The sequence below is a fragment of the Tatumella ptyseos ATCC 33301 genome (genome assembly GCF_000735525.1).
GTDB classification, from domain to species: domain Bacteria; phylum Pseudomonadota; class Gammaproteobacteria; order Enterobacterales; family Enterobacteriaceae; genus Tatumella; species Tatumella ptyseos.
On the sequence record NZ_JMPR01000020.1, the window covers coordinates 42,047 to 58,393 of the forward strand.

General features: G+C 51.0%; 12 protein-coding genes and 1 pseudogene. 8 read left to right on the forward strand and 5 right to left on the reverse strand.

Going from position 1 to position 16,347, the window contains the following annotated elements; genetic code table 11:
* Positions 1–2: 2 nt before the first annotated feature.
* The 8 genes and pseudogenes from fkpB to ascB all read left to right on the forward strand — a co-directional run bounded on the left by fkpB (position 3) and on the right by ascB (position 11,914).
* Complete coding sequence (gene fkpB / locus GTPT_RS05570; RefSeq protein WP_029989709.1) at positions 3–473, forward strand: FKBP-type peptidyl-prolyl cis-trans isomerase; 471 nt, start codon at positions 3–5, stop codon at positions 471–473.
* Positions 454–1,407: a 4-hydroxy-3-methylbut-2-enyl diphosphate reductase gene (ispH, locus tag GTPT_RS05575; RefSeq protein WP_029989707.1), complete on the forward strand. Its 954-nt coding sequence runs from the start codon at positions 454–456 to the stop codon at positions 1,405–1,407. The genes fkpB and ispH overlap by 20 nt, the downstream gene beginning before the upstream one ends.
* Before the next feature lie 222 nt (positions 1,408–1,629).
* Positions 1,630–2,445, forward strand: a complete 816-nt coding sequence (gene dapB, locus GTPT_RS05580) for a 4-hydroxy-tetrahydrodipicolinate reductase (RefSeq protein WP_025901196.1) — start codon at positions 1,630–1,632, stop codon at positions 2,443–2,445.
* 443 nt (positions 2,446–2,888) lie between these two features.
* Positions 2,889–4,037 (forward strand): glutamine-hydrolyzing carbamoyl-phosphate synthase small subunit, encoded by a 1,149-nt coding sequence (gene carA, locus GTPT_RS05585; RefSeq protein ID WP_025901197.1) that lies wholly within the window; start codon positions 2,889–2,891, stop codon positions 4,035–4,037.
* 14 nt (positions 4,038–4,051) lie between these two features.
* A complete protein-coding gene (carB, locus tag GTPT_RS05590; RefSeq protein WP_029989705.1) occupies positions 4,052–7,276 on the forward strand; it encodes a carbamoyl-phosphate synthase large subunit in 3,225 nt (1,074 codons plus the stop codon).
* A gap of 699 nt (positions 7,277–7,975) precedes the next feature.
* Positions 7,976–8,458: a type 3 dihydrofolate reductase gene (folA, locus tag GTPT_RS05600; RefSeq protein WP_025901200.1), complete on the forward strand. Its 483-nt coding sequence runs from the start codon at positions 7,976–7,978 to the stop codon at positions 8,456–8,458.
* Between the two features lie 588 nt (positions 8,459–9,046).
* Positions 9,047–10,414 (forward strand): annotated as a pseudogene (locus tag GTPT_RS05605) (PTS transporter subunit EIIC); the annotation flags it as partial.
* A gap of 108 nt (positions 10,415–10,522) precedes the next feature.
* Entirely contained in the window at positions 10,523–11,914 is a 1,392-nt protein-coding gene (gene ascB / locus GTPT_RS05610; protein ID WP_029990251.1) for a 6-phospho-beta-glucosidase, read from the forward strand.
* Between the two features lie 41 nt (positions 11,915–11,955).
* Here the strand turns inward: ascB and apaH are convergent, their stop codons facing one another.
* From apaH to surA, 5 genes are read right to left on the reverse strand one after another with little or no spacing between them, the layout of a single operon-like run.
* Positions 11,956–12,780: a bis(5'-nucleosyl)-tetraphosphatase (symmetrical) ApaH gene (gene apaH, locus GTPT_RS05615; protein ID WP_029990250.1), complete on the reverse strand. Its 825-nt coding sequence runs from the start codon at positions 12,778–12,780 to the stop codon at positions 11,956–11,958.
* A 53-nt stretch (positions 12,781–12,833) separates the two neighbouring features.
* The gene (apaG, locus tag GTPT_RS05620) at positions 12,834–13,211 is read right to left on the reverse strand and encodes a Co2+/Mg2+ efflux protein ApaG (RefSeq protein ID WP_025901204.1); all 378 of its coding nucleotides are present in this window, start codon (positions 13,209–13,211) and stop codon (positions 12,834–12,836) included.
* Between the two features lie 2 nt (positions 13,212–13,213).
* The gene (gene rsmA / locus GTPT_RS05625; RefSeq protein WP_029990249.1) at positions 13,214–14,038 is read right to left on the reverse strand and encodes a 16S rRNA (adenine(1518)-N(6)/adenine(1519)-N(6))-dimethyltransferase RsmA; all 825 of its coding nucleotides are present in this window, start codon (positions 14,036–14,038) and stop codon (positions 13,214–13,216) included.
* Entirely contained in the window at positions 14,031–15,023 is a 993-nt protein-coding gene (gene pdxA / locus GTPT_RS05630) for a 4-hydroxythreonine-4-phosphate dehydrogenase PdxA (protein ID WP_029990248.1), read from the reverse strand. Before pdxA ends, rsmA begins: the two co-directional genes overlap by 8 nt.
* Positions 15,016–16,308, reverse strand: coding sequence for a peptidylprolyl isomerase SurA (gene surA / locus GTPT_RS05635; protein WP_025901207.1), 1,293 nt, complete (start codon positions 16,306–16,308; stop codon positions 15,016–15,018). Before surA ends, pdxA begins: the two co-directional genes overlap by 8 nt.
* Between the last annotated feature and the right edge of the window lie 39 nt (positions 16,309–16,347).

Below are 16,347 nucleotides of genomic sequence, written 5' to 3' on the forward strand. Positions count from 1 at the left end.
CCATGAGTCATCAGGTACAGCACGACAGCTCATTGTTAGTGCATTTTACCCTTACTCTGGAAGATGGCTCGGTAGCAGAGTCCACCCGGGCTAATGGCAAACCTGCCTTGTTTCGCTTAGGCGATGGCAGTTTGTCTCCGGCTTTCGGTCAGGCTCTTTTCGGTATGGCTGCCGGGGAAACCCGGCAGTTTACGCTGACGCCGGAGGATGCTTTTGGCACGGCCAGCCCTGACCTGATCCAGTACTTCTCGCGCCGGGATTTCGCCGGTGCGGCTGAACCGGAGGCGGGAACCATTATGTTGTTCACCGCCATTGATGGCAGTGAAATGCCTGGTATTATCCGTGACGTTTCCGGTGATTCGGTGACGGTAGATTTTAATCATCCGCTGGCAGGGCAGACGGTGACGTTTGCTGTCGACGTGCTAGAGGTTGATCCGGTCCTGGAGAATGAAAATGCAGATTCTGCTCGCTAACCCCCGAGGTTTTTGTGCCGGTGTAGACCGCGCTATCAGTATAGTGGAGCGGGCGCTGGAAATGTACGGCGCACCTATCTATGTCCGCCATGAGGTCGTGCATAACCGTTACGTGGTCGATAGTTTACGTAACCGTGGCGCTATTTTTATTGAAGAAATCAGTGAAGTCCCTGACGGGGCTATTCTGATCTTTTCAGCGCATGGGGTTTCACAGGCGGTCAGGGCTGAAGCCCGTGCCCGCTCACTGACCATGCTTTTCGATGCTACCTGTCCACTGGTCACCAAGGTGCATATGGAAGTGGCCCGGGCCAGCCGTAAGGGCGTGGAAGCGATCCTTATCGGTCACGCCGGCCACCCGGAAGTGGAAGGCACCATGGGGCAGTATAATAATCCTGAGGGTGGCATGTATCTGGTGGAATGTCCGGAAGATGTGTTCAGACTGAAGATTAAAGATGAGTCCAATCTGAGCTTTATGACTCAGACCACGCTGTCGGTGGATGACACTTCTGAGATCATCGATGCACTGCGTCAGCGTTTTCCGGCGATTATCGGCCCCCGTAAAGATGATATCTGCTATGCGACCACCAATCGTCAGGAAGCGGTTCGTACGCTGTCTGAACAGGCGGATGTCATTCTGGTTGTTGGTTCCCGGAACTCTTCAAACTCGAATCGTCTGGCTGAACTTGCCCGCCGGGCCGGTAAGCAGGCGTGGCTGATTGACTCTGCGGAAGATATCAGTGATAGCTGGCTGAAGGGTGCCGCCTGTATCGGTGTGACCGCAGGGGCATCGGCACCGGATATTCTGGTACAGCAAGTGATTGCCCGCCTGCGTGAGCTGGGCGGTGAGGCCGCTATCGAATTGATCGGCCGTGAAGAAAATATCGTTTTCGAGGTTCCTAAAGAGCTTCGTGTGGAAGTAAAAGAAGTCGAGTGATCTGCTTTATCCCGTAGCGGCCTCCTGCGGCCGGCTACGGGACCCTCGTTCCTGCTCCGTTTTTTACCGGTATTCTGCCGGGCTACACTATTCACGTCCTATTGATTTTACTGATAAGATTATCGGTGAAGCCTGAAATTCTAATGATATTTTTTTTGCTGGTACTGGCTCTGGTGGCTGGTTACCCTGACTCCGCATGCATATGTACAGGAATGAATAGTTATGAGTAATATCCGAATAGGTGTTGTCGGAGCTTCCGGAAGAATGGGTCGTCAATTAATTGAAGCGACGATGCTGGCTGAAGGGGCTACCCTGGGTGCCGCAGTCGTGCGTCAGGGATCATCTCTGGTGGGCTGTGATGCCGGTGAATTAGCCGGAGGTGCCAAAACCGGTGTGCTGATCAGTGACAGCCTGGAAGCGGTGAAAGATGACTTCGATGTGCTGATCGATTTTACACGTCCTGAAGCGACTTCTGACTACCTGAAGTTCTGTCAGGCGCATCATAAAGCTATCGTGATAGGCACGACCGGATTTGATGAGGCCGGTAAACAGGCTATCCGGGCTACCGCAGAGTCTGTCCCGGTCGTTTTTGCTGCAAATTTCAGTGTCGGTGTAAACCTGGTTCTGAAACTGCTGGAGAAAGCGGCTAAAGTTATGGGCGAGTACAGCGATATTGAAATTACTGAGGCCCACCATCGTCATAAAGTCGATGCTCCGTCAGGTACAGCTTTGGCGATGGGGGAATCCATTGCTGATGCCATGAACTGGACACTCTCTGAACATGCTGTTTATAGTCGTGAAGGGCATACCGGTGAGCGTAAACCGCAGACTATCGGTTTTGCGACAGTCCGTGCCGGCGATATTGTCGGAGAACATACTGCAATGTTTGCCGATATCGGAGAGCGGGTAGAGATTACCCATAAGGCTTCCAGTCGTATGACTTTTGCAAATGGCGCAGTAAAGGCTGCTTTATGGCTAAGTCATCATAAAAATGGCTTTTATGATATGCGGGATGTGCTTTCATTGAACGATATCTGATTTTCCAGGTTAGTGTCTTTGTTGTAATGCCTTAATTCTAAAGGGGGATTTTATATCTCTCTTTTGTTTTGACGTTTTGGGTGTGTTTTTTGATTTAGTCCGGTGTTATCCTTTCTTATTGCTCTTTTCTTCTTCTTATTCTCCCTGTTAAAAGTGTTTATGCTCATATATTGCACAGCAATCTCCGTCGGAGGACACATTTCTTCAGGCAATCGTTTTATTCACCCTCCATATATGCCTTTTTATGGCTATTTTATGGTTTTTACTCCCAGTGGCGTAAAAAAACAACTTTATCCGCTTTCAGACTGGACATCAGTTACGCTGCTCATTAGAATGCGCCCAATTTGCCGAAAATCGAGTATTCAGCGTTTTTTGGATTGATTCAGGCGATGCTTATGAATTAATATGCAGGTATAGTGACTATTTATTCCCCGGAGGAAGTTTTGATTAAGTCAGCAATCCTGGTTCTGGAAGACGGAACCGAGTTCCATGGCCGGTCCATAGGCGCAAGCGGGTCGGCAGTCGGAGAAGTCGTTTTCAACACATCAATGACCGGCTATCAAGAAATTCTTACTGATCCTTCCTATTCCCGCCAGATTGTCACTCTTACTTATCCCCATATTGGTAATGTTGGTACTAACCCGGCTGACGAAGAGTCATCCCATGTTCATGCTCAGGGCCTCGTTATCCGCGATCTGCCACTGATCACCAGCAATTACCGTAGTAAAGAAGACCTTTCTGCTTATCTTTCCCGTCACAACATCGTCGCTATCGCCGATATTGATACCCGTAAACTGACCCGCCTGCTGCGCGAAAAAGGGGCTCAGAACGGCTGTATCATTGCAGGTGATGCACCGGATGTGGCTGCGGCCTTAGCCCGGGCGAAAGCCTTCCCGGGACTGAAAGGGATGGACTTAGCGAAAGAAGTGACCACGCAGAAAAGCTATTCCTGGACACAGGGGAGCTGGACGCTGAGTGATGAACTGCCTGCGCCGAAAGACGAAAGTGAACTGCCGTATCACGTGGTGGCTTATGATTTCGGTGCGAAGAGCAACATCCTGCGTATGCTGACCGACCGTGGATGCCGCCTGACTGTGGTTCCGGCACAGACTTCTGCTGAAGAAGTCCTGAAAATGGCACCGGACGGGATTTTCCTGTCTAACGGACCGGGGGACCCGGAGCCTTGTGATTATGCCATCAGCGCGATTAAAGAATTCCTGACCACAGAAATTCCGGTGTTTGGTATCTGTCTCGGTCACCAGTTGCTCGCTCTGGCGAGCGGTGCGTCAACCGTAAAAATGAAACTGGGACACCACGGCGGAAACCATCCGGTCAAAGATCTGGACCGTAATGTCGTGATGATCACTGCGCAGAACCATGGCTTCGCCGTCGATAAAGAAGACCTGCCGGAGTGCTTACGCGTCACTCATACGTCACTGTTTGACCATACCGTGCAAGGGATCCATCGTACGGATAAGCCTGCATTCAGCTTCCAGGGACACCCGGAAGCGAGCCCGGGGCCGCATGATGCCGCGCCATTGTTCGACCATTTTATCGAGTTAATCAATACCTACCGTTCAGCAACCCGGTAATCAGGAGCTAATCAATGCCAAAACGTACAGACATAAAATCCATCCTGATCCTGGGTGCCGGTCCGATTGTTATTGGTCAGGCTTGTGAATTTGACTATTCCGGTGCACAGGCGTGTAAAGCCCTGCGTGAAGAGGGTTACCGCGTTATTCTGGTGAACTCAAACCCGGCAACCATCATGACCGACCCGGAAATGGCCGATGCGACCTACATTGAGCCGATTAACTGGGAAGTTGTGCGCAAAATCATCGAAAAAGAGCGTCCGGATGCTGTCCTGCCGACCATGGGTGGGCAGACGGCACTGAACTGCGCCCTGGAACTGGAAAGACAAGGCGTACTGGAAGAGTTCGGTGTCACTATGATTGGTGCAACTGCTGATGCGATTGATAAAGCAGAAGATCGCCGTCGTTTTGATAAAGCGATGAAAAGCATTGGCCTGGACACTGCGCGTTCAGGTATCGCACATACGATGGAAGAAGCATTTCAGGTAGCTGATGATGTTGGCTTCCCTTGTATCATCCGCCCATCCTTTACTATGGGTGGCACCGGGGGCGGAATTGCTTATAACCGCGAAGAATTTGAAGAAATTTGTACCCGCGGGCTGGATCTTTCCCCGACCAATGAGCTGCTGATTGATGAATCACTGATTGGCTGGAAAGAGTATGAAATGGAAGTGGTCCGTGACAAAAATGATAACTGTATCATTGTTTGTTCCATCGAGAACTTCGATGCCATGGGGATCCATACCGGTGACTCCATCACGGTTGCGCCAGCGCAGACGCTGACCGACAAAGAATACCAGATCATGCGTAATGCCTCGATGGCAGTATTACGTGAAATCGGTGTGGAAACCGGCGGCTCTAACGTTCAGTTCTCCGTGAATCCGGAAAACGGTCGTCTGATTGTTATCGAAATGAACCCAAGGGTATCTCGTTCGTCAGCCCTGGCCTCTAAAGCAACGGGCTTCCCGATTGCGAAAATCGCCGCAAAACTGGCCGTAGGTTATACGCTGGATGAGCTGATGAATGATATTACCGGTGGACTGACACCGGCCTCATTCGAACCCTCCATCGATTACGTTGTGACCAAAATCCCGCGTTTTAACTTCGAAAAATTCGCCGGCAGTAACGATCGCCTGACCACCCAGATGAAATCTGTGGGTGAGGTTATGGCTATCGGACGTACGTTCCAGGAATCGGTACAGAAAGCACTGCGTGGCCTGGAAGTGGGTGCCAGCGGATTTGACCCGAAAGTTGAGGCTGAAGATCCGGAAGCGCTGACCCGCATCCGCCGCGAACTGAAAGATGCCGGCAGCGACCGTATCTGGTATATCGCTGATGCTTTCCGTCTGGGAATGTCAGTGGATGGCGTTTTCAACCTGACCAATATTGACCGTTGGTTCCTGGTGCAGATTGAAGAGCTGGTCCGTCTGGAAGAGCAGGTTGCCCGCCAGGGAGTTAATGGCCTGAGCCACGATTTCCTGCGTCAACTGAAGCGTAAAGGCTTCTCTGACCTGCGTCTGGCTAAACTGGCCGGCGTTGCAGAAAACGAAATCCGTAAACTGCGTCAGCAATACAACCTGAACCCGGTATATAAGCGTGTGGATACCTGTGCGGCGGAATTTGCGACCGATACCGCGTATATGTATTCAACCTATGAAGAAGAGTGTGAAGCTAACCCATCCACCGATCGCGCCAAAATCATGATCCTGGGTGGCGGTCCTAACCGCATCGGACAGGGAATTGAGTTTGACTACTGCTGTGTTCATGCGGCACTGGCCTTACGTGAAGACGGTTATGAAACCATTATGGTTAACTGTAACCCGGAAACCGTATCCACCGATTATGATACCTCTGACCGTCTCTACTTCGAGCCGGTGACGCTGGAAGATGTGCTGGAAATTGTCCGCATCGAAAAGCCTGAAGGGGTGATTGTACAGTACGGCGGTCAGACGCCACTGAAACTGGCCCGTGAGCTGGAAGCTGCCGGTGTCCCGGTGATCGGTACCAGCCCGGATGCCATTGACCGCGCAGAAGACCGTGAACGTTTCCAGCAGGCAGTTGATCGTCTGGCACTGAAGCAACCGGCGAATGCCACTGTGACCGCGCTGGAACAGGCTGTCGAAAAAGCAGCGACCATTGGCTATCCATTAGTGGTACGTCCTTCCTATGTACTGGGCGGCCGGGCGATGGAAATCGTCTATGATGAACAGGATTTGAAACGTTACTTTATGACGGCGGTATCGGTCTCGAATGATGCGCCGGTTCTGCTGGACCGTTTCCTGGATGATGCGGTCGAGGTGGATGTTGATGCCATTTGTGACGGTGAACGGGTACTGATTGGCGGGATCATGGAGCATATCGAACAGGCCGGTGTTCACTCCGGTGACTCGGCATGTTCTTTACCGGCTTACACGCTGAACCAGGAAATTCAGGATGTCATGCGCGATCAGGTCACTAAACTGGCCTTTGAGCTGAATGTCCGTGGTCTGATGAACGTACAGTTTGCGGTTAAAGATAACGAAGTGTATCTGATTGAAGTGAACCCGCGCGCTGCCCGTACGGTACCTTTTGTGTCGAAAGCGACCGGTGTACCACTGGCGAAAGTCGCTGCCCGTGTGATGGCAGGTAAAACGCTGGCGGCTCAGGGGGTCACTGAGGAAGTCATTCCGCCTTACTATTCAGTGAAAGAAGTGGTGCTGCCGTTTAACAAGTTCCAGGGGGTTGACCCGATCCTTGGCCCGGAAATGCGGTCCACCGGTGAGGTCATGGGCGTAGGCCGGACTTTTGCCGAAGCCTTCTCCAAAGCGATGCTGGGCGCGCAGGCGACGATGAAAAAATCAGGCCGTGCGTTATTATCGGTCCGTGAAGGCGATAAGAAACGTGTGGTTGACCTGGCCGCTAAATTGCTGAAATTTGGTTACGAGCTGGATGCAACACACGGTACTGCGGTTGTTCTGGGTGAAGCCGGGATTAATCCACGTCTGGTGAATAAAGTTCATGAAGGTCGTCCGCATATTCAGGACCGTCTGAAAAATGGTGAATACAGCTATATCGTAAACACTACCGCCGGACGCCAGGCTATTGAAGATTCACGCCTGATCAGACGCAGCGCACTGCAGTATAAGGTGCACTACGACACCACGCTGAACGGTGGTTTTGCGACCGCGATGGCACTGAATGCTGACCCTACCGATCGTGTGATTTCGGTCCAGGAAATGCATGCTGAAATAAAAGGCTAAGGCCTTATCCGAATAAGCAACCCTGTTTCAGGGTTGCTTATCTCTTTCCGTCACGACCTCCTTATACCTCACTGTTGTTCCTTTATCTCTGCTGACTCCGAACTTCGGGTTTAAAAATGAGTTTCGTCCTGTTCTGTTTTTTTCCGGAAAAAGACCTGCTCCCTGATGCTATGTTCATGACGGATATCCGGCCCTGACATATTTTGGTGACCAGGCTGTCTGCACCCTCGGCAGATATTTATCTACCGGGATGTCTGTCATAGAACAGAAGCAGCCATGACTTTCTGCTTATTTTAATTCACTTCGTCAGTTCGTTTGCTCGCGGATAGGCTAAAAATATTTTCATTTTTGAAATGATTATAAAAACCCGATGTGAGTCACATGTCTGATTAATGAATAAGAAGAAATATAAACATTTTTATATTTATCAGGGGTGTTTATATTCCCTGCGGATGTCCAGGGATCAAATTTGTGCCACTGCTCAACGCGTTTATGTCCATCATAACGTCGCCAGGGGGCGGAGATCATTTCATCCTGACGGTGCACATCCGGAGCCCCGGAGGTCGGCACATACCGGGACCGCTTGTCATGGCGTGGCTATGTGCGGGGACAGGGTTTAGTGAAATAATGAACAATCCCTATCGACGAAGTCGATCCCTTTCCGTATGATGGCGCCAATTTTTCCAGCGGGTTAATGTAATGATTAGTTTGATTGCTGCAATGGCGGCAGATCGGGTGATTGGTATGGATAATGCGATGCCATGGAGTTTGCCAGCCGATCTGGCCTGGTTTAAAAAACAGACCCTGAATAAACCCGTGATCATGGGGCGGCGAACGTTTGAGTCCATCGGCCGACCCTTACCGGGACGACTGAATATCGTGATCAGCCGTACCGCAGGCACCTCTGAAGGTGTTAGCTGGGTAACGTCACCCGACGAGGCGCTGGCATTGGCCGGTGATGTGCCGGAAATTATGGTGATCGGTGGCGGGAAAATCTATGCTCAGATGCTGGAAAAAGCTGACCGGCTCTATCTGACACATATCGATGCAGAAGTCGAAGGAGATACACTGTTCCCGGATTATGATCCCGATCAGTGGCAGTCAGTATTCAGTGAGTTTCATGATGCTGACAGTAATAACACGCACAGTTTTTGCTTTGAGATCCTGGAGCGCCGGGTCTGAAGTGACTGACTCAGGGTATTGAGCGGCGGTACATGATAATACCCTCCCACAGGGGCGTCGGCACGTGTGGGAGGTTGCCATTATAAAATATCCAGCGTGATTAATACGTTAAATACGTTCTTTTATTCTAAAATAGACCTTCCTCACAGTTTTACTTACCCATTAAAATTAATCTGTATTCCGTTGTCGATGGAATAACACTCCCGGCTGGTTATATAAAATCTTTTAATAAAGGTTTATTAATATATGCTGGTTGGCGCGGGTATATTCCTTCCGGGCGTAAGAACACCCTGTAAGTTATGCTTTATATGAAAATTAATATCTATTCTTTGGTCCGGGAATAAGTATTCATCCGAAGGGGTGAGATTTTTACCCGCTGAAAAAGGCTGAAGGTTCTTTCCGGGGAATGGGTGGGTTTTCATTTTTCTTTAAACTTCATCAGTTATGACGAACGTCATGTATCCCGTATATCGGGAGTTAATACTCTGTTGTTAAGAAAAGTGCTCAATAAGGATCCTCCGGGCACAATAAACTGCGGAAGAATAATCATCCGGTAAAGGAATGGCGCTGTAAATTAAGGAGATTAGGATGACCCGATATTTGCAATTAGCTGAACAGATTATCGAGGGCGTCGGGGGAAAGAAAAATATCCGGACACTTGTCCACTGTGCAACCCGACTACGTTTTAAACTACAGCATACGCCGACAGGGGCCGCGGATCAGATAAAATCCCTTGACGGGGTTATGACGGTCGTCGAAAGCGGGGGACAGTTTCAGGTAGTTATCGGCAACCATGTGAGTGAAGTGTTTCGTGCCATTGAAAGCTCCCTGGCCGGAACGGCTGCTGTTTCTGATGAATCCGGCCCCGGGGCTGAAAGCGGGGACGAAACTTCCTCCTCAGCTTCTCTGCTGGCACGCTTTATCGATCTGGTCTCCGGAATTTTTACTCCGGTATTGAGTGTGATGGCCGCTTCGGGGATCCTGAAAGGTTTTCTTGCCTTATTTGTCGCGCTCAATCTGCTTGATCCGCAAAGTTCCACGTATCAGGTCTGGTTTGTCGCCAGTGATGCGTTGTTCTATTTTTTCCCGATGGTGCTCGGTTATACCGCCGGTAAGAAGTTCGGCGGATCACCTTTCCTGACGATGGCCATCGGTGGTGCACTGGTACATCCGACGATATTATCGCTGTCGGAACCGGCGACATTCTTTGGTATTCCGCTGACCCTGATCAATTACAGCTCGTCGGTGATCCCGATTATTTTCTCCGCATGGCTGAGCTGCTGGCTGGAGAAAAAACTTTATCCGCGCTTACCTGAATCGGTACGAAATTTTACCGCCCCACTGATTTGCCTGATTATTATTGTCCCGCTGACTTTCCTGGTGATCGGGCCTCTCTTTACGTTCCTCAGTCATTTACTGGCCAGTGGTTATCAATGGATTTATGACATCGCCCCCTGGCTTGCCGGGATTTTCCTCGGTGCCGTCTGGCAGGTCTGTGTCATTTTCGGCCTGCATTGGGGGCTGGTACCTATCGCAATTAACAATCTCAGTGTGCTGGGGTACGACACCATCATACCGTTGCTGCTTCCTGCAGTGATGGGGCAGGCCGGCGCAGCGTTAGGGGTCTTTCTGGCAACCCGTGACGCCAGACTGAAAATGCTGGCCGGCACATCAGTGACGGCAGGTATCTTCGGCATTACAGAACCCGCTATCTATGGCGTGACATTACCGCTGAAGCGACCTTTCCTGTTCGGATGCATTGCCGGGGGATTGGGGGGAGGCATTGTGGGGCTTTTCCAGGTGAAAGTCTGGTCTTTCGGCCTGGTGAGTATTTTTTCTGTGACACAAATCATCCCGCCGGGCGGGATAGACTTTACCGTCTGGGCCGCAATCTGCGGGACAATACTGGCACTGGTCTTGTCCTGTCTGCTGACGTTTCTGTTTGGGGTACCCCGTAACGGACAGACGCAGGAAACAGTGAAAAACGGATAACGTGACCCGCCTGTATCTGCTTTTACAGGCGGTGAACGGTATGTTTAAGTCATCATCATCAGGGAGAGAGTCATGAAATTATTTCCGGAAAGTTTTCTGTGGGGCGGGGCGATTGCAGCCAATCAGGTAGAAGGCGCATGGCGTGAAGGGGGGAAAGGATTATCGACATCTGATGTGTTACCTGAAGGTATTTTTGGCGGCCTTGATGAGCGCGGGTCTGAGAAAGAATATCTGAAGGATGTGGCTATCGATTTCTATCATCGTTATCCGCAAGATATCGCTTTATTTGCTGAAATGGGCTTTACCTGCCTGCGACTATCGATCGCCTGGAGCCGCATTTTTCCCCGCGGGGATGAAGAAACCCCGAATGAAGCCGGGCTTGCATATTATGATGCGATTTTTGCTGAACTGGAAAAATACAATATCCAGCCAGTGGTGACACTTTCTCATTACGAGATGCCCTGGGCATTAGTGAAAGAGTATGGCGGCTGGGGGGATCGTCAGGTCATCACTTTCTTCCTGCGCTACGCCAGAACGGTGTTTCAGCGTTACCGGCACCAGGTACGTTTATGGCTGACCTTCAATGAAATTAATATGTCTCTGCACGCGCCGCTGACAGGTGTGGGTATTCCGATGGAAAGTTCGCTGGGTGAAATTTACCAGGCCATCCATCATCAACTGGTTGCCAGTAGCCTGACGGTCAAAACCTGCCACGAAATGATCCCGGGCGCGAAAATAGGGAATATGCTGTTAGGCGGGTTACAGTATCCGTTAAGCAGTAAACCGGCCGATGTGATGGCGGCTATGCAGGGAAACCGGCATTGGTTATTTTTCGGGGATGTCCAGGTGAGGGGAGAGTACCCTGGCTATATGCAACGCTATTTCCGTGATAATAATATTGAACTGCACATTACGGATGAAGACCGGGAAGCTCTCAGACACGGGGTGGATTTTGTCTCGTTCAGTTATTACATGTCCGGGTGTGCCAGTGCCGAGCCGGAAAAATATCTGCAGGAGCGCGGAAATATCCTGAACATGATCCCAAACCCTCACCTGAGTGCATCGGAATGGGGCTGGCAAATCGATCCGCAGGGGTTACGGGTACTGCTGAATCTGCTATGGGATCGTTATCAAAAACCGCTGTTTATTGTTGAAAATGGTCTGGGAGCGCGGGATCAGCTCACTGCGGATGGCCAGGTGAACGATGATTATCGTATCAGCTATCTGAATGATCATCTGCAGCAAGTCCGGGAAGCTCTGGAAGATGGCGTGGATATTATGGGGTATACCAGCTGGGGGCCTATCGATTTAGTCAGTGCTTCTAAAGGTGAACTTTCCAAACGCTATGGCTTTATTTACGTCGATCGTCATGACGATGGTACCGGGACGCTACAGCGTTACCGTAAGAAAAGTTTCGGCTGGTATCAGTCAGTGATTGCCAGCCGGGGAGCCGTACTGAAATAAAGTTTATTCCGGGGCGGCCACTGACGGACGGCCCCGGAAGGTTAACTCTTTTTCTTTTGCAGGGAAGGCTGGTGGAAATATTGCTGGTCTTCCCAGCGCAGTAAGGTAAGGGTTCCGCCCCAGCAGCATCCGGTGTCCAGTCCCAGTATACCTTCCGGAGTACCTTTACCCTCCAGCGATGCCCAGTGTCCGAATGCAATGGTATAGCCTTCACGTACCGGGCCTTCCAGCATAAACCAGGGTTTCAGCGGCGGAGTGGCTTTTTCCGGAACATCTTTACATATCATGTCCAGTTGCCCGTTCGGAAAGCAATAGCGCATCCGCGTCAGTGCATTAGCGCTGAAACGCAGCCTGGCCAGTCCGCTGAGTTCAGGTGTCCAGTTGTTAGGCATATCGCCGTACATGGCATCCAGGAAGAGTGGATAGCTGTCACTGGAAAGTATGACTTCCAGTTCTCTGGCACAGGCTTTAGCCGTGTCGATATCCCATTGCGGGGTGATCCCGGCATGGGCCATGACCAGCTTTTTATCTTCATCGACCTGTAATAAGGGTTGGCGACGTAGCCAGTTGATCAGCTCATCACAGTCCCCGGCAGCCAGCAGTGCCGCCAGGTTATCTTTAGGTTTGTTGCGACTGATCCCGGCATAGACAGCCAGAATATGGAGGTCATGGTTCCCCAGCACCAGTCGGACAGAGTCACCCAGTGACTTCACCTTTCTTAATACCGCAAGGGAGTCCGGGCCACGAGCGACTAAATCACCGGTCAGCCAGAGTTCATCCCGGGTCGGGTCAAAACTGACCTGATCCAGTAATGCACAAAATTCTGTATAACAACCGTGAATATCGCCTATCAGATAAGTACTCATGTAAATCCTGTCAGCATAAACATCAGGCCTGCAGACACAGGCCGGAGGGGGGCTTAATGAAGCTGAGTAGAGACTGCAAGGCGAAACACCGGGATCGGTGTCGTAAAGCGCTCACCATTTTCATCTTCCATGACATAGTGTCCCTGCATGGTTCCGATCGGCGTTTCGAGGACGGCACCACTGGTGTACTGGTATTCGTCCCCGGGCTTTATTCGCGGTTGTTCACCGACGACGCCTTCACCCTGAACCTCAGTCTCTTTCCCGTTACCATTCGTGATTAACCAGTAGCGTTCACGTAATTGCACTTCAGAGTGCCCTAAATTACGGATGGTGATTGTATAGGCAAAAACATAACGTTCTTCCTCAGGCAGCGATTGCGAGGCGACATAAAATGTTTGTACATGTACGTAAACGCGTCTGGATCCACTCATGATTAACTCTCCCGGGGTTGTTCCGGATGCTCTGTCAGCCAGTGTGCCAGCTGGCAGTATTGGGCAATCGAAATGTTCTCGGCTCGCAGGGTATCATCAATACCCAGATCAGAAAGCACCTGTGCGGAGAACAGATGGCCGAGGCTGTTGCGTAGTGTCTTACGACGTTTACCAAAGGCCTCTGTCGTGATCCTGCTGAGGACTTTGACATCCACTTCAGGGTACGGAGAACAGGTATGTGGCACCAGGCGCACGACGGCAGAATCTACTTTCGGTGGCGGAGTAAAGGAGTGCGGCGGAACTTCCAGTACCGGAATGACCTGACAGTAGTACTGAGCCATGACCGTCAGGCGGCCATAAGCTTTACTGCCGGGGCCTGCCACCAGGCGATTGACGACCTCTTTTTGCAGCATAAAGTGCATATCTTTAATCGCACCCGGATAGCTGAACAGATGGAACATCAATGGCGTTGAGATATTGTAAGGCAGGTTACCGAAAACACGTAACGGCTGCCCGCGCTCAGCGGCCAGTTCAGCAAAATTGAATGTCATCGCATCCTGCTGAAAAATAGTCAGTTTCGGGCCCAGGAACGGGTGAGTCTGCAGGCGGGCAGCCAGATCTCTGTCGAGTTCGACCACTGTCAGCGCATCGACTTTTTCACCGACCGGTTCGGTCAGCGCTCCGAGGCCGGGACCAATTTCAACCAAAGCATCACTCTTAAGCGGATGGATGGCTGAGACAATGCTATCAATAATATATTGATCGTTCAGGAAGTTCTGCCCGAAACGTTTACGGGCATAGTGCCCCTGATGGACGCGATTATTCATTACTGCTCTTAATCATATTGATGGCGAGTTTAATCGCCGTAATAAAGCTGCCCGGATCGGCCTGCCCACGACCTGCCAGTTCAAGTGCAGTTCCATGGTCGACTGAAGTCCGGATAAATGGGAGGCCCAGGGTAATATTTACCGCCCGGCCAAATCCCTGATATTTTAATACCGGCAATCCCTGGTCATGATACATCGCCAGTACGGCATCGGCATGTTCAAGATACTTTGGCTGAAACAGGGTATCGGCAGGCAGCGGCCCGATGAGCGAAATGCCCTGCTGGCGTAACTCTTCCAGTGCCGGTTCGATAATATCAATTTCTTCTCGTCCCATATGCCCGCTTTCGCCGGCATGAGGATTTAATCCGCAAACCAGAATTTTCGGTTCAGGAAGATGAAATTTCTGCTGTAAATCCCGATGAAGAATAGTGATCACTTCGTGCAGGTTTTCCCGCGTGATCGCGGCAGAGACATCTTTCAGTGGAAGATGTGTGGTCGCCAGAGCCACCCGCAGTTCGGTGGTTGCCAGCATCATCACGACTTTATGACAGCCGGCACGATCTGCAAAAAACTCGGTATGCCCGGTAAAAGGAATACCGGCTTCATTAATCACGCCCTTATGAACCGGGCCTGTGACCAGTGCTGAAAATTCTCCGGAAAGACAGCCATCACAGGCGGTCCTGAGAGATTCGACAACATATTCACTGTGACTGACGGATAACTGACCTGCTGTCACGGGGGCATTCAGTGCCACCGGCAGCAAGGTCAGAGTTCCTGCTTGCTGGGCAGTGGCAGGGAGATCCGGCTGATAATCGGTCAGCGTGACGGAAACCCCCAGCGCTGCGGCTCTGTCCAGTAACAGTTGTCTGTCGGCACAGACCACTAACTGAACTGGCCAGTCAACACTGGCCAGTTGCAACGTCAGGTCCGGACCAATCCCGGCGGGTTCGCCGGGAGTGATGACTATACGGGGTATATCAGTCATTATTATCCAGAATCTTCACATAAGCAGATGCGCGTTCTTCCTGCATCCAGGTCTGAGCTTCTTCCGCAAATTTACGATTGAACAGGATATTATAGGCACGATCTTTCGCGACTTCATCTGTTCTGTCTACCTGACGGGTATCCAGCAACTGGATCAGGTGCCATCCGAAGGAAGAGCGAACTGGCTGACTGAGCTGACCTTTTTTCAGTTGCATCACTGCATCGCGGAACGCCGGGTCATAAATGTTCGGAGAGGCCCAGCCTAAATCGCCCCCCAGGTTGGCAGAACCCGGATCATCAGAATATTTATTAGCGGCATCAGCAAAGGTAATTTTCCCCGCGCGGATCTCGGCCGCGATCTGCTCAATTTTGGCGTGAGCCTGCTGATCACTCATTATAGGGGTAATTTTGATCAGAATATGGCGTGCATGAACTTCCGTTACCGAAACGTTCTGAGATTCACCGCGCATATCATTCACTTTCAGAATATGGAAACCCACACCTGAACGGATAGGCCCGACAATATCGCCTTTATGGGCAGCGCTTAAGGCCTGGCTGAACAGACCTGGCAGCTCTTCAATTTTGCCCCAGCCCATATTACCGCCTTTCAGCGCCTGTGGGTCGGCGGAATAGGTGACGGCCATTTTTCCGAAGTCGGCACCGTTTTTCAGCTCACCCACCAGTTTTTTCGCCAGGGCCTCTTCTTCATCAACCTGTTGCTGTGTCGGGTTTTCCGGCAACGGCAGCAGGATCATGCTGAGGTTAACTTCTGTGCCCGGCACGTTCTGGGATGAAATCTGTTTAGCCAGGTTATTCACCTCTTCAGGGAGGATAGTAATACGGCTTCTGACTTCATTATTGCGAACCTCAGCAATCAGCATCTCTTTGCGGATCTGGTTACGGTAATCGTTGTAATTCACCCCGTCGTACGTCAGACGGCTACGTAACTGATCCATGCTCAGGTGGTTCTGAGCCGCGATGTTCTGAATCGCCTGATCCAGCTGCTGGTCACTGATCTGCAGGCCGGCACGCTGGCCCATCTGTGTGATGATGCTATCCATAATTTCGCGTTCGAGGATCTGATGACGTAAAGTCTGATCATCGGGCAATTGCTGGCCGGCCTCCTTTGCCTGAGTTTTAACCGTGCTCATCAGGTTATCAACATCGCTTTCGAGAACGACACCGTTGTTGACTATCGCTGCGACTTTATCAATCATCTGTGGCGCAGCCAGAGCAGTCGTTGCTTTAAGCGCGACACACAGAATCAGCATTCTCCAGTTCTTCATACTATTTCCATCGTTGTTACCGCTATGCGGAATTTACCG